Genomic DNA, 21,536 nt, shown 5'->3' with positions numbered 1-21,536 from the left:
CTTACACCATCTCATACAAGCCTCTTCGCCTCTGTTGTCGTATGCTCGTGAAACTTGTTCTCACGCGCCTTTCCGAACAGCTTCAGGCTCTCCAGATGCTCGCGCTGGGCGCGATAGAAGTCTTTCAGGAAGATGAGCTCCTGGCCGCTCTTGACCGGATCTTCGTAGCGGATCCTTCGCGTAATCGTGCGCACAATTTTGACGATCTCTTCGTCGCCGGAGGTCTTCGTCGTATCGCGAAGCACGTCCTCCAGCGTCTGCAGCTCATATCTCCCGTAGATATCGAGATGTTCAGGATGGAATTCGAAGGTCCCCTCCAACAATCGGGTCGATGGCGAAGACACCACAAGGTCGGAGAGCAGCACCGAGCGCGGATTGTCGACCACGATCGTGCCCGCGATCATGTCGCCGATGCGTTGCCTGCGCCGATTGGCAAGCGGGACGATGACGACGACCAGCAGCCAGAGCGCCGTCAGACCGTCTTCCCATGACGATTGCGAGCCGATCGAAAATAGGAGCACAGCCGGCGTAAATATCTCCACCTCTTTCATCAGGTTGCGGGCTGTCACCTGATGTGGGGTCAAGCGCCGGCCATCAGCATTGATGACGCGAATGCCCGTTACCCGTTTACCAAGTGTGCGTCCGTTCCAGATGAGCTCCGACAACGCGTAATAGGGGGCGCGCAGCAAAAAGCCCAGCAACAGGAACAGCGTCTGCGTGCCCGTGGAAGCCAACCCTGCTGCATAGACGACGACCCCGACGATGAAGAAAACAACGAAGATGAAGATGATATCGAGGATCTGCGCGCCGACACGGCTTCCGAGCGAGGCGATCGCGAAAGTGATCGGAACACCTTCCGGCGGGATGAACTGCTCGACGCGCCTGCTGTCCTTGGTGTCCTGGACTGACTGTTTCGGCTGTTTCATCGCGCAGGCTCACGTTCGGACTTGCCTTCGCGGCCGGCCAGCAGCAGCCAACTCACCCAAAAGAGGCCCATGCCCCAGCCGATGACGAGCCGCCAGATTGTATCCTGTACCAACTGGCGCAGGAAACCTTCGATAAAGGCCGCCACGACGAGCATCAAGGCCGCGAGGATCGCGAGTTTGACGGCATCATGCCCCTGATGACGCAAGGCCTCCCGGCGCGTTCGCCCGCCCGGCAGGAGCACGGCGAGCCCGAGCCCCGCCCCGCCGGCGCAGGCAATGGAGATCGCTGCAAGCTCGGTGACGCCGTGGATCGAGAGCCAGCCGAAAACGTCGAAACCCAGCCCCTTGCGATGGAACATCGCGAAGAACGCGCCGAGGATAAGGCCATTGTAGAAGGTCAGGACGAAGCTCGGCACCGACAGGAAGACGCCGAGCGCAAAGATCAGCACCGCAATCCCTGTATTGTGGGAAAAGAGATAGGCCGAAAAGGCAGCCAACCCGTCGCTCTCATGCCGTTCATTGCCGTAGATCGTCGAGCGCAGGTAATCGGCAGAGGCATCCGGCGTGCGCTGATCGGCCATTTCGGGCGGCACGAAGGTGTAGAACCAGCCTGGATCGCTGCTGCAGAGCCGGTACCCGGCAAAAGCGCCGAGAACGAGCGCGAGAAAACCGATGAACAGCGGCAGGGCCGAGCGGCGCACCGCCTGCGGAATGCCCTTGAGCAGCACCCGGGACATCAGGCCGCCGAGGCTTTCCTGCGGTGCGTAGACGACGAGATAGGCGCGCGCGCAGAGGCTTTCCAGATAGGCGATCAGCGCCCGATCGAGGGAAATGTCGCGGGCCACGGAGAGCGAATTCATCGCCTGCCTGTAGCCGCTGGCGAGATTGCGCACCTCGTTATAGCTGAGTGTTGCCGCACCGCCCTTCTCCGCCCGGCTCACCAGCTCGTCCAGCTGACGCCAGTGCACCTCGCGCTCCAGCCGGAAGCGCGCCGAGCGCAATAGATCGTTCGGCGCAGCACCCGCCTTGAACCCTTCGCCGCCGTCTATCCTGTCATCGATACGGATGTCGCTCATATCATCTCGCGGGATTTGATTTCGATGTAGCGGGCAATGAGATCGGAGGTCAGAGCTTCCGGCGTGCTGTCGAGGCAGAGGACTCCGAGACGGGCGAGCTTTTCCATGACGGCGCGCCGCTCCTGCAGGATTTGGCGGGCTGCGACCGAGCGGGCGATGGCATCAAGCGTCGTCTCCTCGGCTTCCATCAGTTTCGCGAGCATCGGATCGCGCAGCGCCACATAGACGATGAAATGATGGCGGGCGAGCACCTGTATATTCTCGATCATCAGTTCCGCCGTGATGCTATCGACGAAATCGGAGAAGATCACGATCAGCGAGCGCCGCTTTAGGCGCGAGGAGAGATGCGTCAGGCCGAGCGTATGGTTGGTCTCCTGCGTCTCGTAACGCAGCTCGGCGCAGACGGTTTGCAGCCGCGGAAAGGCTGTCCGCCCCGGCAGAGCCGGCACGAAGAGGCGCGGCCGGCTGTCGAAGCTGTAGAAGCCCACGAGATCACCGGCGAGCCCCGCCCCCCAGCACATGGCAAGGGCCGCATTGATGGCGCGATCGAGCTTGGTGAAACCGCCGAGCTGTTCGGCCATCAGCCGCCCGGAATCGATGCAGAGGATCACCTGGTGGTTTCGCTCCGCCCGCATCTCGCGCACGACGAGATTGCGCATGCGCGCCGAGCGCTTCCAGTCGATGCTGCGCGGGTCCATGCCATGGGCAAATTCGCGCAGCTGGTGGAATTCCGACCCCTCGCCGCGCAGCCGCAAATCCTTCTGGCCGGCTTCCAGCGGCAGAATCTCGGTCCTGATCGCCCCTGAGAGAACAGGCGATATGTCGGGCAGAACGGCGATTTCCTTGCCGACCGGCAAGCGCGCGATCACTTCCAGAAGCTTCAGGCGCGACGGCCATTTCAGCCAGAGATTATGAACGGCAAATTGCCCCCGCCGGGTCAGATGCACGTCGATCGAAGCCCTGCCCTGCTTCTCCCCGATACCCGACGCCGTACCCGGCATCCGGCCTTCCCCGATGACGAGTTCGGGCGCGAGATCGAGGCGGATGTCGAACTTCTCCGGCAGCCTGCCCTTCTGCGGGCTGATGTCGACCGTGAAGGCGGCGGTATGGCCGACGAAGCCCTGCGGCGGCAGATCGAAATCGACCGCAATCCGGCCCGAGAGGGCCGACAGCGCCAGATCGCCCGCCGTCACGGCCGCGAGCACGGCCCATAGGCCGATCAGCGGCATGCCCATGTCACGCCACCAGACGCTGACGAACACCGTCACCGCTGCGAGGCCAAGAACGAGCGAGATCAGGGACGAGGACGGTCGCATTTAACGGGGCGCGTCCACACGGTTCCTGATGCTGCGCAACACATCATCCGGCGTGCGCCCGTCGATTTCTGCCGACGGCGAAAGCACGATGCGATGGCGAAGTGCCGGCGTCAGCAGGGCCTGAACATCGTCGGGCAGGCCATAATCCCGGCCCTCGAAAGCCGCACGCACGCGCACGGCCGCCGCAAGGGCATCGGCTGCGCGGGTCGAAGCGCCATAGAGAATATCGGGATCGGAGCGCGTGGCGCGCACGAGGTCGACGACATAGGTCAGGATTGTCTTGTCGAGATGAATCGCGTCGATCAGCGCCCGGCCTTCGGCAAGCGCCTCGCTGGTGACCAGCGGACGGATGCCGGCACTGCGGACATCGGCTTTCAACGCCTGATCGGCATGCCGGGAAAGGATCGCAATTTCGGTATCGCGGTCGGGAAAATCGACCACGAGCTTGAACAGGAAGCGGTCGAGCTGCGCTTCCGGCAAGGGATAGGTGCCCTGCTGCTCGATCGGGTTCTGCGTGGCGAGCACGAAGAAATCCGAGCCCAGCGAATAGTCCTTGCCGTCGATCGTCACCATCCGCTCGTTCATCGCCTGCAAGAGCGCCGATTGCGTCTTCGGCGGTGCGCGGTTGATCTCGTCGGCCAGCAGAATGTCGGTAAAGACCGGCCCCTTGGTGAGATGAAACTGGTTGGTTTGGAAATTGAAGAGATTGACCCCGAGCACATCGCCCGGCATCAGATCGGGCGTGAACTGGATGCGGCGATAATCGAGCGCCATGGCGGCCGAAACCGAACGGGCGAGCAGCGTCTTTGCCGTTCCGGGAGGCCCCTCGACGAGGCAGTGCCCGCCCGAGAATATCGAGATCAGCACGAGGTCGATGATCGCATCCTGTCCCTGCACCGCCTTGCCGATCTCTCCGCGAACCGCGGCAACGAGATTGCGAAATTCACCCAGATCCAAAGTCTATGCTCCCTAGCGATTTCCTGAATGTCTCGAGATTGCGGTGCAGATCCGCCCGTCTCATCAAATGCCCGCGGTCAATCAGCGCCTGAGCCGACGAGTGCAGTGCCTGGGCCGCCTCGCGATCGCGGCGCGCCATGCGTTTGAACAGCCGATCTATGCCCGCCTCGTTTCCGGCTCCGGGGCCAAATAGCAACTGCGCCTTGTCGGCAAGCAGATGGAGCACGAACTGCGACACCATCCGCCCGTCATTGCCTGACAGGCGAAGCAGGCGGGCGGTTGCTTCGATCGCCGCAGACTTCGACAGCTCAATATTTCCCGACGCATCCTTCACCGGCGGCCCGAACCGCAGGAACCCACGCCAGAAGCAGATCGCCATGACGACGAACAGGGTTCCCCAGATGGCGGAGAGCGGATAGGCGAAGAAGCGCTTGAGATCGGAGCCGGACCGTTCATAAGTGCGGCCTTCGTCCGCGGGTTTCCTGGCTTCTAGTGGATTGCCTGCTGTATCCAGATAAACCGGCCGCCCCTCGTCGATACCACGCAATCGCCGAATCAGCGACACTGCAAAAGCCGCGTTCTCGGCGAGAGCCAAGCCATGATTATTCAGTAAGTCAGGGTCCGATAGCAGATAGACTTGATGATAGTTTTGGCATTGAACGATCAGCGCACCCGTCTGGGTGCCTACGAGCTCCTTGCAGGCGCGCGGCAGGCTTGCCAAATCGAAGGTCTGCGCCTGATACAGGGCGATCCGAGCCGGTTCCCCCCAGCTCGTGCCCGGATGCGCCTCTGTAAATCCTGGATCATTCCGATTGAGACGTAAGTCTGCAGGCGCGATCCTGCGCAATTCTTCTTGAACCTCTTCGAGAGGCAGCAAATCGGCCTGCCGTGCAATCCCGTCCCTCAACAGACTACCGCGCCATTTCGGCATGATAATCAGCGTCGGAAGCCCATAGCGTCGTGAATCGCTTCCCCAACTTTCCGGTCTAGCACCCTCAGCTTCCTCATCTGTTTCAGAAGCGGCAGCTTCGTCTTTCTCTACCGGCAGGGAAAGGACGCGCATGGAGATCTCCGCCCGCGCCCTGACGAAATGCGGATCGGAGCGGATAACGGGAATACCGTTGGCTTCCAGCCAGACCTGCAGCCCCCTGCTGCCGAGCGGCGAATGGTCGAAATCATTCTCCCGCGGCAGCGCGAAGAGCGCCAGCGCGGCCAGCCCGAGCAAGGCTGCCAGGATCAGGATGGGGCCTGCGTTACGCATGGGACAATCTGCCGATCGACAGCAGGCTTCGCGCGCTGACCAGAAGCGCGCCGAAATGGCTTTCTGCGACCGGGCGGCCGCCATAATGAACGAGCTCCGTCTCGGTCAGCAGATGTTCCAGCCGCTCGCGGTCAGGCATATGGACCGGCAGCCGGGCAAGAACCGCGCGCTCCGTGTCCGAGCGGAAAAGCCGCGTTCCCGTCACATCGGCGGCATGCAGCAGGCAATGCCTGAGCAGGAGCACGAGCGCCTGCCGGCGATCTTCCATGCTGGCAATCCGCCGCAGGAAATCACTGGGCCTTTCCTCGGTCCCCGCATCCGATGTGCGCCAGCTCTCCGGCGCCTCCCCTTGGCGCTTCTTCACGTCACGCGGCACAGACGACAGCAGCACGCCGCCATTGCCGAAGTACAGGGCAAGGCCGATGACGGCAGCCAGAGCGACGAGCACGAGGATGACGGCCAGAGGGCCGTCGATGGCTGGCGCTGGCTCCTGCGAAGAAAAAGATCGCTTATTCGGCGACAGGGTCGCATCCGGCACACGCTTCGACTTTTCAGCGCCATCGCGATAGGTGAGCTTGCAGCGCACACCATTCAGTGCGCATTGCGCAGCATATTCGCTGCCGACGACGCTGAGCGGCCGGTCGCCCGTCCCGCCCTGCTGGCTGCTGCCCTGCGCCAGCGCAGGATAAAACTGGGCCGAGGCGGCCAGTGATAGAGCCACCAGCAAGCCGGCGTGACGGATGACTATGCGGCTCAGGCAAAGACCTCCGCTCTCGCTTCCGGCCGCAGCGGGTCCGGCCCGAACTTGTTCGGACCTTCCGTGCCCCTCAGCACGGTAATGACGAGGCCCGCGAGGCCTGCAACAACATTGAGGTAGGGAATGAAGTTCGCGATAAAAATCGCGAGATACCACCAGCCCGAGATGTTGCGATCATGGAAACGGCGAACCGTGAGGGACATCTGCGGCAACATCATTGCGAGCACAAACAGTCCGGCGATGACCCCGATGGCAATAAGCAGTGATGAAGGTCCATCCTGACCATCGGAACCGGCGGCCAAAGCAGCCAAAATTCCAAGTCCGATCAGCACTAGGCAGTAGAAAAGCTGAAACCACCAGCACTCCGAGCGGGAGGCCCGACCGGAGAAGGTCGCATATTTTTGCGTCAAAACGGTCCGAACAGCTTCAGTAAACCCCATGAAATGCCCCCATTTCTGCTTGCTGCGAATACAGTCTCGGCCCAATCATTACTTTTAAGTGACAGTAGTACCGGATGAGAAAAGAGCTACAATTCAAACGCGGAGATTGCAATGTCCCAGTTGTAACGGCGCATGATTCAAAGAAATAACGATTCTGCATTGAATTTTTATCTCCGCCTAAGTTCGCGCATCCGATCCTCTCAAGGCTGAAAGCACCGCTCGGGCGGGAACGCTGCCCAAGCAGAACCCAACCTCCTGGAATTGCCAGGATTGTGACAACCGCGTGAGCTGGCAGGCGAGGTTTCAGGATGGGATCGCCATGCGGCTCAGGCAAAGACCTCCGCTCTCGCCTCGGGACGCAACGGATCCGGACCGAACCTGTTCGGACCTTCCGTGCCCCTGAGCACGCAGATCACGAGAAATGCAATGGCTGCGATTAGCCCGACAAGGGGAATGAAACACACGACGAAAAGGCCGAGGACCCACCAACCGGAAATGTTGCGATCATGAAAACGGCGGACTAGGAGAGCTATCATCGGCAACAGCGTGGCAAGTGCGTATAATCCACCGATGATCGAGAAAATGTTGGTCGACGACCATGGGGCGCCGTTCGCACCCGTCAAAATGCCCAGGATTGAAAATAGGCCCCCGACCAGCCAATTGAACAACTGAAACCACCAAAACTCCGAGCGGGAGGCCCGGCCGGAGAAGGTTATATATTTCTGCGTCAAAACCGTCCGAACAGCCTCAGTAAACCCCATCGAATGCCCCCATTTCTGCTTGCTGCCAGCGTGGCGATGACCTCAATAGCCTCGGATCGACAGCAGTTTCGGATGAGAAAGAGCTACAATTCAAACGTAGAAATTGCGATAAGCGCGTTGCGATTGCACGTTGAATTTTTCATCATGCCTGCCGATCATCTGCCAGATCGACAGCCCAGGAACTGCTTGGGAACCAGCGGCTTAAACCGCCGCCCATAATCGGCCAAAGCTGTTCGAAGCATGGGAATACAGAAAGAAGCCGCCAAGGGCGTTGGCGGCTAGAGGGGTTGAAAAGGGTGTTCCGACTCAAGAATGGACACCCTTTTCGTGCTGACTCTGGAGTCATCAGCACAACAAAAACTAGCGGCCTGATCACCGCCTTCAATCGGACTAAAGTCCGACACGTCATCAGCTTGTGTCAGTTTCGAACATCCCGGCGCGATCGGTTGTTTGTATATTAACGGCCATCCGCGCGGCGGCGAGTTCGGACGTAGCGATGCAGCTTAAATGAGGCATGTCGAATCGCCTGAAATATTTACTACTTGCAGTCGCCGTCTCGCTCATCATGTGGGCGGGAATAATCAGAGGAACAATCTGGATGCTGAGTGACGGGACGGATTACAGTTTCACCGCCGGTACCAGATAGATCACTCATAAGGGGACACATGTCCCTTAAAAATTGTGTGATGGCTGGGGCCTTTGTGGCAACCTTCCCCTGGATATGCCTGGTCCTATTTTCCGGCCCGGATCAGGCTTCTACTGATGACCACGTCACCTTCCAAAACGGAATGATGACATGGCGGGGATTCCTGGAAGCCGTCGAATTGCTCGCAGAAATAGCTGTATGCGGCATTGCTGCTGGTGGACTGTTCTGACTGGTGGCTGCCGCAGGGATCAAAAGACACCGTTTCTCACATGGCTCATAGCAAAGTGTTTGAGTAGGCGGTCCTCGATATAGTCAGATACTCACCGCCCTCATCAAATGGTGGGTGGCGAAGCGGGCTTACGACAGCGCGAAAATCCGCACTTCCCTCCCGATGCCGTGAAGCTCCTCCATCCGCGACACCGAGCTGATGCCGCCGTCGCGCAGGATCTCCGAAACCTGCTCGTTGTCGACCACTGCCTCCGTCGTGAGGATCACATGCGGTTCGGCCAGCTCCTGCACGCGCGAGGCGATGTTAACGGTCTGGCCGAAATAATCCTGCCGGTCGTTCATGTTGACGGCAAGACACGGTCCTTCATGGATGCCGATCTTGAGGAGAAGATCCTCGCTGCCGCGTTCGGTATTCAGCTGCAGCATCGCTTCGCGCATCCTCAGCGCCGCCGCCACCGCCCGGTCCGGGCTCGGGAAGGTCGCCATCACGGCGTCGCCGATGGTTTTCACGACCGCGCCGGCTTCGCCCGCGACGATCTCGTGCAGAACCCGGAAATGCGTGCGCACCAGATCGAAGGCCGAGAGATCGCCGACGCGCTCGTAAAGCGCGGTGGAGCCGCGCAGGTCGGTGAAGAGGAAGGTCAGGCTGGTGATCTTCAGGCGCTGATCGACATCGAGCGTATCCGTCCGGTAGATGTCGCGAAAGCTCTGGTTCGTCAGGAGCCGCTTGGCCGTCAGGAACGGCCGCCTGTGGCCCAATATGTCGTGCAGCTCGTCTCCCGCGACGCAGACATTCGGCAGCACCCTGCGATCGGTGTGGTTTTCCAGCGTCAGCCGCAGCGGGCCCGGTCGCAGGACAAGCGTTTCGTTCGGCGCATGTCCGTTGCTGAGAACCATCGAGAGGGTCTGCCGTTCGTCCGTCGGTTCGCCCTGCACGTCGATGAACTGCGCCGAATGGGTCACCGCATCAAAGATGATGACGAACGCCGCCGGCAGCTGCAACGAGACAAGAGCCCTCTCGCCCGGCTCCAGTTCGACCTCTTCCAGAAGAACGTGTGCGAACCTTTCTTCGAGATTGTCGGGCAGATCGACGCCGGTGCTGAAAAAGATCTGGCGGTAATATTCGAGCGAAGGCAACCGGTCGGGATCGTGGGCGGCGATCCTGCGCACCCGCGGACTGACGGTGAAGGTGACTTCCACCATCTCGTCGAGAGTCGGCTCGTAACCGGCAGCACAGAGCGCGCAGTGATAGCATTCCCGATCGACGGTTTTGAGCGTCGCGCCGCTGTCGAGCACGCCGCCGCATCCGGGGCAAAGCACATTCCAGGTCATCTCGAAAGCCCCCATGCGGGCCGCATGGAGAAACGCCGCAATCACCTTCTCTTCATCGAGCTGATGCGCCTCAGCGAAGGCCAGCGCATTGATGCGGTTGAGATCGCGATCGGCGCCATGCCTGACGACATTTTCGATGCAATCGACCGTCTCAGGGTCGGCCGCCTGCCGCAAGGCTGCAAAAAGAACGTCCATTTCGCTCATCGGACAAGCCTCTGTGGGCGCAACGCCCTGCCGGACGACGCCTGCAGCAATTATAGCACGGAATTCGCTGATAGACATCGCCGTGAACAACGAAGCGGTTGAGGATGACGCCTGGCGCCTCCCCGCGTTCTTCACGCGCAAACCGCATCCCGAAAAAGGCATCAGTAACAAAAGCCTGTCGCTCGCGGCCATCCGTCATGGTGCGTACCGGCTGAACACGAAGTCGCGGTCCTTGACGACGGAGTGACAGGAAAAGCATGCTTCGGGCATTGCTTTCGCGGAGGGTTTGCCGTTGTCGAACTCGACATATCCCCAGCCGCCGGTCGAGGCGAACTTCTTTGCATCCTTGACCATGAACTGCACGCCGTTCTTGGGTAATCCTGCGACGAAGGACTGGGGAGCGCCGAAGGCCGCCTTGCTCTCCTCCAGCGGGTGATAATCCCAGGCAAGGCGTCCGATGATGGTGCCGTCGGGATAGGTAGTGGGCCCTTCCCGGAAAGCCTTGATCGCGATATCGTTCCCGAGGATGGCTCTGATATCGTTGAGCTTGCCTTCCTCGTGCGCCACGGTGATCAGCGGCCAGTCGCGGTAGCCGGCAGGCAGTTCAGACAGGGCCGGCGCGCGCCCCTCATCGGCCCCTCCGGATGCGGCGGCATTGTAACCGACCAGACCGGTAACCAGACCAACGGCCAGCGACACCACGATAATCCGCTTCATCGAAATTCTCCTGCCATCAGAGCGCCGTGCTCTAACTCTTCAATCAACGCATCAGGCCTTCCGAAATCGATTCCGATTTTCGGGCCGATGCAGTAATCGATGAGGCGATCCTCGCAGATATTCCGGCAGGCGAAATCATACTTTGATATGGTGGACCCCGACCGGCAGGCCCTACAGGCCCTGCCCCAGCCTGCGTTCGTTTTCGATGCGTGTGATGCAACCGGAAATTTTTGCCATCAGGAGATCGAAGTCGATCGGCTTCGTAAAATAGGCTTCCGCTCCGGCCTGCAGGCCCGACAGCATATTATCCCGATCGGCCAGCGCCGTCAGCATGATGAACGGCGTTCGCGCGAGTTCCGGATAGTTCACCTGGAGTTCGGCCAGAAGTTCATGACCGCTCATGACGGGCATGGAAATATCGCAGATGACGAGATCGGGCCAGTGAGAGACGATCATTTCAAGCCCCTCCCTGCCGTTCGAAGCTTGCAGCGTCTTGAAGCCGGCATCCTCCAGTTCCTCCACCAGGATCTGTCGAAGTTCCGTCTCGTCATCGATACAGAGAATGCTGATCATTGTTTCCTCTTATGCCGACTGTTTTTCAATACATTCGTCGAACGGCAGCTCGACCGTGAAGGTCGTGCCGCGCCCCAGCGTACTCTCGACGGAGATCGATCCGCCGTGCAGTTCGATGATCTCCTTCACGATGTTGAGGCCGATTCCCGTTCCGGCGATCCCGGTGGCGCTGCGGGCGCGGAAATAAGGCTCAAACAGTTTCGGCAGATCATCCGCATCGACTCCGATGCCCGCATCGGAAACGCTGACGCGAACCTGCCTGCCGTCCCTCCATCCGGTGACGCGGATGGTCGAACCGGCGGGCGAATATTTCACCGCGTTCGACAGCAGATTGGAAAAGACCCTTTCGATCGCCGCCTGGTCGATCATCTGCAGCTCCGGCAGTGCGCCGAGATCATGGCTGATCGTGTGGCTCTTGCTGATCTCCGCCCGGCTGGCGATACATTGGCGAAGCACGGCACTCAACGAGCCGGCCTCCTTGTTGATGGCAATGGTTCCCTTCTCCAGCCGCCCGGCCGCAAGGATGCTTTCCATCAGCTCTACCATCCGTGCCACTGCTCCCTTGATCTGCACGGCCTTGTCTTCCAGGAACTGGGACGTGACGGCGGCTTTCGTCCGCGTCAGCCGCTGCGCCGCTCCGTCGATGACGGCCAGCGGTGTCCTGAACTCGTGCGAGATCATCGCCACGAAGCGGCGCTGCAGGGCATTGATCTCCCGCTCGTGCTGGAGAAGGCGGTCGAGCTCGATGTTCTTCTCTCGAACCTCCGCCGTTCTTATCTGCACGACCTTCTCGAGCTCGTCGCGATGCTGGCGCACCTTGCGCTCGCTGGTCTCAAGCGCCTTGAGGGCGAGCTGGCGGTCGTGGACGTCTTCGAGGAGGCCGTACCATCGAACAACCCTGCCCTCGGCATCGCGCCGGGGCGCGGCACGGTTGCGATACCACCGATACCGCCCTTTGGTCGTTCCGATGCGGTAGATCATGTCGAATAGCGCCCCGGACCTGACCGCCGCCTCCCATGTCTTCACGACGTCAGGCAAGTCGTCCGGATGCAGGGTTCTGTGCCATCCCTGCCCCATCGCCTCGTCGACGTCGCGTCCTGAAGCATCCTGCCAGCCCGGCCCGACTTCGATGACGTTTCCCTCCGCGTCGGCCACCCAGGGTATCTGGGGATGAAGCTCGATCAGCGACCGGTAATGTTCCTCGCTGGCCCTTAAAACCTGCTCGGCGTGACGAAGTTCTGTAAGATCGTAGATAACGACGACGACGATCGGCTTCTTCCCTTCGGACGTGGGAATGAAGGACCGCCGCTTATGAGTTTGGAACGTCCGGATCGATCCATCCGGCGCCGTGATCTCCTCCTCGATCAGGCATGCCTTGCCTGTCGCCAGTACCTGTGCATCCGCTTCCCGCACCCGCGCCGCCTCATCGGCCGGCAAGAAGTCGTCGTCCGTGCGGCCGAGGATCTCGTCGAGCCTGAGGCCGAACATCTCGCACGCCTTGCTGTTGATGAAAAGGAAGCGCGATTGATCGTCCTTGATGATCGTCGGCCTTGCCGCATCCTCGAACAGGTCTCTCAACAGATCACGATGCGGCACTTGCAGACTAGGCCTGCTGGACAAGTCACGGTCCATTTCGAAGCTGTTCACGATGCGCGCCCCTTTTCAATTGGGGGAATTTACAACCAGAGCGTTACCGAATACTGAAGCGGCGGCTGCATTTTAGCTCCTTCATAGAACTCGTCCCGCGCATCGGTGCTTTCGTCGCCTCCGGCGAGCCGAGGGTTACTGATTGATTTCCGGCTCGACCAGACGAGCAAGGTTGCGCAGCGATTCCTGCCAGCCGAGATAGCAGGCTTCCGGCGGAATGAGATCCGGGATGCCGGCCTGCACCACATGGAGTTCGGTGCCGACGGAGACCTTCGTCAGCGTCACGGTAACGTCCATCTGGCCGGGCAGATTGGCATCGTCGAACCGGTCGGTGTAGTGAAGTTTCTCGCCGGGAACGAGTTCGAGATACTCGCCGCCGAAGGAATGGCTGTGGCCGGTCGTGAAGTTGCGGAAAGACATCCTGTGCGTCCCGCCGACCTTTGGCTCCAGCTGATGAACCGTGCAGGTAAAACCGTTCGGTGGCAGCCACTTGGCGACGGCATCGGCTTCCAGGAAAGCGCGATAGACCTTGTCCGGAGAGGTCGCCAGGACGCGGTGAAGGCGAATTGTACTCGGCATGATGATTCCTCCTTGGGATTGATGTCTGGCAATGCCTCCAGGACGGACCTGATCTTGCCGATCCGACACGGCAATCGAAAATTTTTGCCGCCGCCCTCTCGCCGATCATAAACCCACACCCGAAAACGCGACGATGACAAAGGCGTTTTTATTTTGCAAATCGATTTGCAAATCGATTTTTTGTATGTTTTGATGCAGACATGAGCACGATATCAAAGGTGGCAGAACGGGCAGGCGTATCGCGGACGACAGTCTCGCATGTGCTCAATCATGCCGATCGGGTGTCGCAGGCGCTCCGGGAAAAGGTGCTCGCGGCGGTCGAGGAGCTTGGCTATGTGCCGAACCCGCAGGCCCAGAGCCTGCGCACCGGAAAGACCAATCTGGTCGCCATGCTGATCCCAGATATCCGCAACCCCTTCTATCCCGAGCTCGTCAAGACGGCGCAGTCGGAGATGGAGGCGGCCGGCCTCGACATGCTGATCTTCAATACCGACGTGCCGGGCGGCCATTCGCAGGAGCATGGGCGCGAATATCTGCGCCAGATCCGCAACCGCCGCATCGACGGGCTGATCGTCGGTGATTTCGCTTTGCATGGCATGCACGACGCGCTGCTCGATATCGACCTGCCGACCGTCTTCATCGGCGACCTGCCGAACAAGGCAGTCGACAGCCTGAAGATCGACGATTTCGGCGGCGGCCGGCTGATGGGGCAATATCTGGCATCGAAGGGCCACAAACGCGTCGCCCATGTCACCGGCCCGTCCTTCTTCGCCGAAGCGATGGCGCGTGCGGCAGGTTTCGAACAGGGTTTGCGCGATTGTGGCGTCGAGCCCGATCCGGATCTGCGCTTCGAGGGTAGCTATCTCGGCCCGTCGGGCCAGGCATCGGTGGAATGGCTGCTCGAGCGCCATAAAGACGCCCTGCCCTCCGTGGTATTCTTCGCCAACTTCCTGATGGCCTCGGGCGCCCTTGCCGAATTCTACGATCGCGGCATCAGGATACCGCAGGATATGGCGGTATCAGTCTTCGGCGACCAGACGCAGCTCGAATATGTGCGCCCGCGCCTGACCCGCGTCGGACGCCCGCCGGCAGCCCTTGCCGAGCGCGCCACCGCCATGCTGCTCGAGCGTCTTTCGGGACGCTACGACGGACCGCCGCGTTCGGAAATCATCTCCTGCAACTTGCAGCCTTTCGACACCGCATGAATGTCAAACCGCCTGCAGCCGGAAGAGGAGCCGGTCTGTGAGGTCAATCAAAATGGGAGGAAATCATGACCGATATCAAGACACCTGGAAATGGCATTTCCCGCAGACAACTGATCCGGAAAGGCGCCCTTTTGACCGGCGCCGGCATGGCCGCCGGGCTGACCGGCTTTCCCTATATCAACCGGATGGCCGTGCGCGCCCAAGGCGCGCCATTGAAATTCTGGCAGTTCTATGCGCCGGGCGGCCAGGTCAAAAGCCAGGTCGACTGGTTCACCAAGATGATCGGCGACTGGAACGACAGCCACGACCAGAAGGTCGAGCTGGAATACATTCCGAATACCGAATATATCAACGGTCCGAAGCTTGCGACCTCCTTCGCGTCAGGCGAAGGCCCCGATATCTTCCTGATCTCGCCGGGCGATTTCCTGCGCTACTATAATGGCGGCGTGCTGCAGGACCTGACGCCGCATATCGACGATGCGACCAAGGCGGACTTCCCCGAAAGCGTCATTGCCAACCGCATGGTCGACGGCAAGATCTACGGCATTCCGATGGAAGTCGAGCCGATGGCCATGTATTATTCGGTCAAGGCCTTCGAGGAAGCCGGCCTCAACGAGAACGATGTTCCCAAGACCTGGGACGAGCTTCTCGAAGTCGCCAAGAAGCTGACGACGCCGAACCGCTATGGCGTGCTCTTCGAAACGACGCCGGGCTATTACCAGAACTTCACCTGGTATCCCTTCCTCTGGCAGGGCGGCGGCGAATTCCAGACCAAGGACGGCAAGAGTGCCTTCGATTCGCCGGCCACCGTCCAGGCCCTGAAATTCTGGCAGGATGCCGTCAAAAGCGGTGCGGCCCCGCGACAGGTGCTCGGCAATGGCGCCAACGACACGGTGGCAAACCTCGCCGCCGGTTACTGCGCCATCCAGAATGTCGGCATCTGGGGCATCTCGCAACTTGCGGGCAATGCCAAGGATTTCAAATACGGCGTCTTCAAGCTGCCGACACCGGCCAACGGCAAATACGTGACCGTCGGCGGCGGCTGGGCCTTCGTTGCCAATGCCAAGGGCAAGAGCCCGGATGCGGCGGCCGAATTCTGCGCCTGGGCGCTCGCCTCGATGGACAAGGGTTCCGTCCAGCGCGTCGCCGATTGGTGCACCAAGGCAAAGTCGGACATGCCGCCGCGCAACAGCGCGCTCCAGGCCGGCGGCGATGCTTTCAAACAGGGGAATATCGGCACCTTCGCCAAGGATATTCACCCCGGCACAAGAGCTGAACCGCGGGTGCCGCCGGAGGTCTACAAGATCATCTCCGATGCCATCCAGCAGACGCAGCTCGGCGGCGCCGATCCGCAACAGACGGCGACCGCAGCATCCCAGCAGCTCGACGCGTTCCTCGCCTCCTACAGCGGCGCGCCGATCCTCTAGTCGCTTCTTTCTTTACATGAAGGAAGTGACCTAGTGCGTTGTTCTTACAATGACCGTGCCGCATCTTAAGACAGATGCGGCACGGCAGGGAGTTGCACATGGACACGGGTATGAGGCCACACCAGAACAAGCCGGACCAAGGCAAGCCCGTCAGGCAGAGGGGCCTGTCGGCCAAACATCGCGAATGGGTGGCGGGCTACCTCTTCGTCCTGCCGGATGCGATCGGGCTCTTGATCTTCCTCGGCCTGCCGATGGTGCTGTCGCTGGTGCTGGCGGTCTTCGAGGTCAATGGCTTCGGCGGCTATCGTTTCGTCGGCATGGCGAATTTCGTGCGCATGGGCAAGGACCCGCTCTTCTGGCAGGCCGCCCGCGTCACCGCCCTTTATGCCGTGCTGCTCGTGCCGCTTCTCTATGTCTGCGGGTTGGGACTGGCGCTGCTCGTGCAGAAGACCAACCGCTTCAACGCGGTCATGCGGGCGATGTTCTTTGCCCCGCATATGGTCAGCCTCGTCGTCGTCGCCGTCGTCTGGCAGTTCATGGTGGTCGACAAGATCGGCGTCATCAATAAGCTGACGCCCTTCCTCGGCATGTCAGGCATATCCTTCCTCGGCGATCCGCAATTTGCCCTGCTGACGGTGGTCTTCGTCAGCCTCTGGTTCCTGATGGGCTTTTACATGCTGATCTTTCTCGGCGGTCTGCAGGACATTCCCAAGGAATATTACGAGGCAGCCAAGATCGATGGCGCGAGCCCCTTCCACTGCTTCTGGTACATCACCCTGCCGCTTCTGAAACCGACGAGCTTCTTCGTGCTGATGGTCTCGATGGTGGCGGCCGTCGCCGGCGCGCAGGCCTTCGACATCATCTACGTGATGACCAAGGGCGGCCCTGCCAACTCCACCGCGGTGCTGATCGTCTACATCTATCAGCAGGCCTTTTCCTTCGGCGCCTTCGGTTATGCCGCCGCCATGTCCTCGGTGCTGGTCATCGTGCTGATGCTGGTGACCGCGCTCTTCTTCGTCATGACCAAGGGAGGCCGCTTCAACTATGAGTAACGTCCCCTCTTCCGCCTATCCCTCGTCCTCGCAGCTGACGATCGTGCGCATCCTCTGGATGCTGATCACGGCGATCCTGGCGCTGATGATCCTTTTCCCGCTTCTGTGGATGGTGTCGATCGCCTTCAAGACGCAGGCCGAAGCCTTCTCCCCCAACCTGATCCCCTCGGAGCCGACGCTGGAGAACTTCGAATATGTGCTGACCGGCGTGCCCTTCATCCGCTACATGGCCAACAGCTTCTTCGTGTCGGCGAGCGTGACGATCATCGCCCTGTTCTTCCATACGATGGCGGGTTATGCGCTGGCGCGCCTGCGCTTTCCCGGCCGCGAGATCATCTTCCTGGCGATCTTCTCCACATTCCTCGTGTCGCTACCCGTCATCATCGTGCCGCTCTTCGTCATCGTGCGCGCCATGGGCATGCTGAACACCTATGCCGGGCTGATCGTGCCGTCGATCTTCAATGCCTTCGGGATCTTCCTGCTGCGCCAATATTACCTGTCGCTGCCGCGCGAGATCGAGGAAGCGGCGATCGTCGATGGCGCCGGCTACTGGCGCATCTACTGGAGCATCATCCTGCCGCTCAGCCGACCGATCATGTCGGCCCTCGCCATCCTGTTCTTCCTGGCAAACTGGAATGCCTTTCTCTGGCCGCTGACCGTCGCCTCCAAGGCCGACCTCTGGGTCGTGCAGGTCGGGATTGCCAATTTCAAGAGCCAGTATTCCGCCTCGTGGAACTACATGATGGCGGCCTCCACGATCGTCGCCATCCCGACGCTCGTGCTCTTCATCATCTTCCAGCGCCAGATCATGGATTCGCTGAAAACCAGCGGTCTCAAATAACATCGAAGAGGAGAAATTGATGACCCAGGCTGGCATATCGCCGCTGCGCGGGCTTGCGACACTGAGGACGGCAAAGACCCGCCGTTTTTCCAGCTACGACCGCACCGGCGGCAATGACGACAGGCTGCATATCGAACCCGGAAAGACCGTCGTCATCGCCGAGCATGCGGGTGCGGGCATCGTCACTCATATCTGGGCGACGCTTGCCTGCGAGAGCGAGAGCTTCCTGCGCAAGATCGTGCTGCGCGCTTATTGGGATGGCGAGGACAATCCGAGCATCGAGGCCCCGATCGGCGATTTCTTCGGCATGGGCCACGCGCAAACGGGCAATTATGCCAGCCTGCCGATGCAGGCGAGCCCAGAGGACGGCAAGGCCTTTAACTGCTATTTCCCGATGCCCTTTGCCAGCCACATGCGCTTCACCATCACCAATGAGGCCGAGCACGACCTGCTCTTCTACTACTATGTCGATCTCGAACTGCATGACCGGCTGGAAGACGGGCTCGGCCGCTTCCACGCGCAGTACCGCCAGGCGCGCCCCAAGGGTCAAAGCGAAGCGGGCCTGACCAACGAACAGTTCCTCTTCGGCGGCGAGACCACCGACGGCAAGGAGAACTACACGATCCTCGAAGCCGAAGGCCACGGCCACTATGTCGGCGTGCTCTTTTCCGTCTATTCGCGGCGCCGCTCCGATGTCTGGGACTGGTACGGCGAAGGCGACGACATGATCTTCATCGACGGCGAGCCGGGTCTTTCCGTGCCCGATACGGTGCGAAAACCCGATCCGCGCATCGGCCCGAAGGCGGCGCTGATCGAGCCGCGCGGCGAAAGCAGCCCGGGCGCCAACGACGCCTGGCCTCCCACCCTGCACGGCACCGGCACCGAGGACTATTTCAACACCGCCTGGTGCCCGACACAGGATTATAGCGGCCCCTACCACGGCATCATCGCAGCTGGCGGCCCGAACTGGACCGAGCCGGTTACCCTCTACCGCTGGCATCTCGAAGACCCCGCCATCTTCCGAAAGCGCATCCGCGTGACGATCGAGCACGGCCACGCCAACCGCCGTTCCGACGACATTTCCTCCGTCGCCTTCTGGTATCAGGCCGAGCCCCACAAACCCTTCGATCCCCTGCCCGCGATGGAAGACCGCATTCCGACCTTCCGCCGCCCCTACCAGAACTGGAATGCCGCTGCAGCGGCCGCAAAGAAGGGCGGTGCTTCCTAAGACTTTTCGAAACGGGGGGCGGTGTATGATTCAAGCTTCTGAAGTGGAAAGCAGCTGATCAAGTGTGGATGGCTGTCGGTATTGGCCTGCCTCGAACGTTCTTTGCGGAACGAGGCGACACCTCGTAGATCGAAGCGATACTTTGGAGATTGGAAACATGGCGCTCAAGCAGATGCACAACGTAGGAATCGTCGTCGAAGACCTGGACGTGACGATTGATTTCTTTCGCGAACTCGGCCTCGAACTCGAAGGGCGGGCCACGATCGAGGGAGAATGGGCCGGACGTGTCACCGGGCTGGGCAATCAGCATGTCGAGGTTGCCATGATGCGCACACCGGACGGACACGGCCGGCTCGAGCTCTCCCGCTTCCTCGCCCCCGATGTCGTCGCAGATCACCGCAACGCCCCCGTCAACGCGCTCGGCTACCTCCGTGTCATGTTCGCGGTCAGTGATCTCAACGAGATGCTTCAAAGGCTGCGTGCGCGCGGCGCTCAGCTCGTCGGCGAAGTGGTCCAGTATCAGGACGTATATCGGCTCTGCTACATCCGTGGGCCGGAAGGCATTCTCCTCGGGCTCGCCGAGGAACTTGGCTGAGCGCGAGACCGGTCGGGGTACTCGGTGTCCCCGACCGTAACCGGCGTTCCGCTCCCGCCTTGTCCTCGCCTCCCTGGCCCTGTGGTCGTCGGCCCATAAGCCAGCAACGGGAGTATTCTTCATGGAACTGCTGCTGCAAACGGGCGCGATCTCTAACCCATCCGGATGATTGCAATCACTGGTCCGGACTATAGTTTAGAGCGGGTTTCGGCGACCCCACGTGAAATAGTCGTCGATTGGGGCTCGATCTTCGCGACGAACTCTTTTTTGAAGAGCATGCCCGAGCAAGCAGATGTGGCTGGCGTAAACGAACGTTCATGGCTGGAGCAGCCTTGATCGGTCCGTAGGCTCCATGTCACCGGATGGAGTTTCCGAGTTGACGACATGCGTAAAACAATAGCAGTCGGCCTGGGCGCCCTGATCGCTATGTACGTTCTCGGCGGCATGAGCGCGAGACATGAGATCTTTCCTTGGCCGCAACTTTCCGCGCTCAAGAAAATGGCTGGTGCAGAGAAGGCGCCGGCTCCAAGCCGTTATACTTTCGACGACAAGGAACGGCTCATCGGCGATGAATCGAAAACGCCTGTGCCCTGCCCGCCTCAAACTGACCGAACGGCCGTCTTGCTTGTTCTTGGCCAATCGAATGCGGCCAACGACGGTGGACAACGGCACCGGTCGAATTATGGCGCTCGTGTTGTAAACGCCTTCGGAAAACGGTGCTTCGTCGCCGCCTCGCCACTCCTTGGATCGACCGATACCAAGGGAGAGTACTGGACGCTTCTTGGGAACAAATTGATCGCATCCGGACAAAATGACAGCGTCATCATTGCCCCCCTCGCATATTCCGGATCTGAGGTCGCACGATGGGCGGCAGGCGGTGACATCAATCCCGTGCTGGTCGATACGGTGAAACAGCTTCAGGACTCCGGTTATCGGATAACCAGCGTCCTCTGGGTGCAGGGAGAGAAGGACCTCGTCATCGGCACCACTGCGGATGCCTATCAGGAGCGTTTCCTGTCGATGGTCGACACGTTGCGTCAGCACGGCGTCGAGGCACCCGTGTATATCTCAATCGCATCGAAATGCCTCGAACCGAGCAACGGCGGCTTCAAGGAGCATATCCCGGACAATGCGATCGTAAGGGCGCAGATGGCCCTGTCGAAAAGCGGCCACGGTATCCGAGAAGGCGCAAATTCCGACGCGTTGCTCGATGGAGACGACCGCTATGACGATTGCCATATCGGAGGCTCAGGCGCGGAGAAGGTGTCGCAGGCTTGGCTGAGCCTTCTGCGCGGCGATCGCCTGGAAACCTCGCGATAGTCTTGCCTGAACCGGTTTTCACGCCTGCGCGAGCTTCGCCCCTCCGACGGCGACGGCTGGCGTGAGCAGATATTGCCGCCCGCCTGGCCGGCGGTTAGTCTCCGCCTATGGTGCGAAAACGAAACCAGGATATCACCTCATGGTATCATGCGCCCGAGCCTGATATCTGCCCGCTCTGCGGCCGGATCGTCCCGGCCGACCAGAGGGACGAGCATCACCTCGTGCCGAAGAGCCGGGGCGGACGCGAGACACAGGTTCTGCACCGCATCTGCCATCGCCAGATCCATGCGCAGTTTTCCGAGGCGGAGCTGGAACAATCCTATGCCACGATCGAGGCCCTGCTGACCCACCCGGCCATCCAGACCTTCGTCGCCTGGGTGAAGAAGAAGCCGCCTGGCTTTTATGACGGCACGCAGCCCAGCAAGCGGCGGCGGGAGTGAGCGGCGAT

General features: G+C 60.5%; 22 protein-coding genes. 9 read left to right on the top strand and 13 right to left on the bottom strand.

What is annotated here, in order from left to right; all coding sequences use genetic code 11:
• Nucleotides 1–11: 11 nt before the first annotated feature.
• From FHX08_RS04960 to FHX08_RS04925, 8 genes are all read right to left on the bottom strand, one after another.
• A complete protein-coding gene (locus FHX08_RS04960) occupies nt 12–926 on the bottom strand; it encodes an RDD family protein (protein ID WP_132654163.1) in 915 nt (304 codons plus the stop codon).
• The gene (locus FHX08_RS04955; RefSeq protein ID WP_132654162.1) at nt 923–2,002 is read right to left on the bottom strand and encodes a stage II sporulation protein M; all 1,080 of its coding nucleotides are present in this window, start codon (nt 2,000–2,002) and stop codon (nt 923–925) included. Before FHX08_RS04955 ends, FHX08_RS04960 begins: the two co-directional genes overlap by 4 nt.
• Nucleotides 1,999–3,318: a DUF58 domain-containing protein gene (locus FHX08_RS04950; RefSeq protein ID WP_184326912.1), complete on the bottom strand. Its 1,320-nt coding sequence runs from the start codon at nt 3,316–3,318 to the stop codon at nt 1,999–2,001. The genes FHX08_RS04955 and FHX08_RS04950 overlap by 4 nt, the downstream gene beginning before the upstream one ends.
• Complete coding sequence (locus tag FHX08_RS04945; RefSeq protein WP_184326911.1) at nt 3,319–4,275, bottom strand: AAA family ATPase; 957 nt, start codon at nt 4,273–4,275, stop codon at nt 3,319–3,321. It lies immediately after the preceding gene.
• Entirely contained in the window at nt 4,262–5,536 is a 1,275-nt protein-coding gene (locus tag FHX08_RS04940) for a DUF4350 domain-containing protein (RefSeq protein WP_132654159.1), read from the bottom strand. The genes FHX08_RS04945 and FHX08_RS04940 overlap by 14 nt, the downstream gene beginning before the upstream one ends.
• Nucleotides 5,529–6,284, bottom strand: coding sequence for a hypothetical protein (locus FHX08_RS04935; protein ID WP_132654368.1), 756 nt, complete (start codon nt 6,282–6,284; stop codon nt 5,529–5,531). Before FHX08_RS04935 ends, FHX08_RS04940 begins: the two co-directional genes overlap by 8 nt.
• Nucleotides 6,285–6,289: 5 nt before the next feature.
• Entirely contained in the window at nt 6,290–6,733 is a 444-nt protein-coding gene (locus tag FHX08_RS04930) for a DUF805 domain-containing protein (RefSeq protein WP_132654158.1), read from the bottom strand.
• Nucleotides 6,734–7,059: 326 nt separating this feature from the next.
• Nucleotides 7,060–7,494: a DUF805 domain-containing protein gene (locus tag FHX08_RS04925; RefSeq protein WP_132654157.1), complete on the bottom strand. Its 435-nt coding sequence runs from the start codon at nt 7,492–7,494 to the stop codon at nt 7,060–7,062.
• A 665-nt stretch (nt 7,495–8,159) separates the two neighbouring features.
• On the opposite strand from FHX08_RS04925, the gene FHX08_RS04920 reads away from it, so the two are divergent.
• Nucleotides 8,160–8,369: a hypothetical protein gene (locus FHX08_RS04920; RefSeq protein ID WP_184326910.1), complete on the top strand. Its 210-nt coding sequence runs from the start codon at nt 8,160–8,162 to the stop codon at nt 8,367–8,369.
• Nucleotides 8,370–8,497: 128 nt separating this feature from the next.
• Here the strand turns inward: FHX08_RS04920 and FHX08_RS04915 are convergent, their stop codons facing one another.
• The 5 genes from FHX08_RS04915 to FHX08_RS04895 form a co-directional block, all read right to left on the bottom strand.
• Nucleotides 8,498–9,904, bottom strand: coding sequence for an adenylate/guanylate cyclase domain-containing protein (locus FHX08_RS04915; protein WP_184326909.1), 1,407 nt, complete (start codon nt 9,902–9,904; stop codon nt 8,498–8,500).
• Between the two features lie 195 nt (nt 9,905–10,099).
• A complete protein-coding gene (locus FHX08_RS04910; RefSeq protein WP_184326908.1) occupies nt 10,100–10,621 on the bottom strand; it encodes a cytochrome P460 family protein in 522 nt (173 codons plus the stop codon).
• Between the two features lie 171 nt (nt 10,622–10,792).
• The gene (locus FHX08_RS04905; protein WP_184326907.1) at nt 10,793–11,194 is read right to left on the bottom strand and encodes a PleD family two-component system response regulator; all 402 of its coding nucleotides are present in this window, start codon (nt 11,192–11,194) and stop codon (nt 10,793–10,795) included.
• A gap of 9 nt (nt 11,195–11,203) precedes the next feature.
• Nucleotides 11,204–12,841, bottom strand: coding sequence for a PAS domain-containing sensor histidine kinase (locus FHX08_RS04900; RefSeq protein ID WP_184326906.1), 1,638 nt, complete (start codon nt 12,839–12,841; stop codon nt 11,204–11,206).
• 135 nt (nt 12,842–12,976) lie between these two features.
• Nucleotides 12,977–13,420: an SRPBCC family protein gene (locus FHX08_RS04895; RefSeq protein ID WP_184326905.1), complete on the bottom strand. Its 444-nt coding sequence runs from the start codon at nt 13,418–13,420 to the stop codon at nt 12,977–12,979.
• Nucleotides 13,421–13,620: 200 nt separating this feature from the next.
• Between FHX08_RS04895 and FHX08_RS04890 the strand changes: the two genes are divergently transcribed.
• The 8 genes from FHX08_RS04890 (at nt 13,621) to FHX08_RS04855 (ending at nt 21,528) form a co-directional block, all read left to right on the top strand.
• On the top strand, nt 13,621–14,625 hold the full coding sequence (locus FHX08_RS04890) for a LacI family DNA-binding transcriptional regulator (RefSeq protein ID WP_184326904.1): 1,005 nt from the start codon (nt 13,621–13,623) through the stop codon (nt 14,623–14,625).
• Between the two features lie 65 nt (nt 14,626–14,690).
• The gene (locus tag FHX08_RS04885; RefSeq protein ID WP_184326903.1) at nt 14,691–16,052 is read left to right on the top strand and encodes a sugar ABC transporter substrate-binding protein; all 1,362 of its coding nucleotides are present in this window, start codon (nt 14,691–14,693) and stop codon (nt 16,050–16,052) included.
• 98 nt (nt 16,053–16,150) lie between these two features.
• Entirely contained in the window at nt 16,151–17,104 is a 954-nt protein-coding gene (locus tag FHX08_RS04880) for a carbohydrate ABC transporter permease (RefSeq protein ID WP_245508282.1), read from the top strand.
• Nucleotides 17,097–17,945 carry a carbohydrate ABC transporter permease gene (locus FHX08_RS04875; RefSeq protein ID WP_184326902.1) on the top strand — a complete coding sequence of 283 codons (849 nt, stop codon included), beginning with the start codon at nt 17,097–17,099 and terminating at the stop codon, nt 17,943–17,945. Before FHX08_RS04880 ends, FHX08_RS04875 begins: the two co-directional genes overlap by 8 nt.
• A gap of 19 nt (nt 17,946–17,964) precedes the next feature.
• Nucleotides 17,965–19,173, top strand: a complete 1,209-nt coding sequence (locus tag FHX08_RS04870) for a glycoside hydrolase family 172 protein (RefSeq protein ID WP_184326901.1) — start codon at nt 17,965–17,967, stop codon at nt 19,171–19,173.
• 157 nt (nt 19,174–19,330) lie between these two features.
• Nucleotides 19,331–19,768, top strand: a complete 438-nt coding sequence (locus tag FHX08_RS04865) for a VOC family protein (RefSeq protein WP_132654146.1) — start codon at nt 19,331–19,333, stop codon at nt 19,766–19,768.
• 384 nt (nt 19,769–20,152) lie between these two features.
• The gene (locus tag FHX08_RS04860; protein WP_184326900.1) at nt 20,153–21,088 is read left to right on the top strand and encodes a sialate O-acetylesterase; all 936 of its coding nucleotides are present in this window, start codon (nt 20,153–20,155) and stop codon (nt 21,086–21,088) included.
• A gap of 107 nt (nt 21,089–21,195) precedes the next feature.
• Nucleotides 21,196–21,528, top strand: coding sequence for an HNH endonuclease (locus FHX08_RS04855; protein WP_184326899.1), 333 nt, complete (start codon nt 21,196–21,198; stop codon nt 21,526–21,528).
• Nucleotides 21,529–21,536 lie beyond the last annotated feature (8 nt).

Origin of the sequence: Rhizobium sp. BK529, assembly GCF_014194105.1 — a bacterium.
In the GTDB taxonomy this organism is placed as follows: Bacteria; Pseudomonadota; Alphaproteobacteria; order Rhizobiales; family Rhizobiaceae; genus Rhizobium.
Note: the sequence above shows the minus strand (reverse complement) of the source record. Positions and strands in the feature narration are given on the sequence as shown.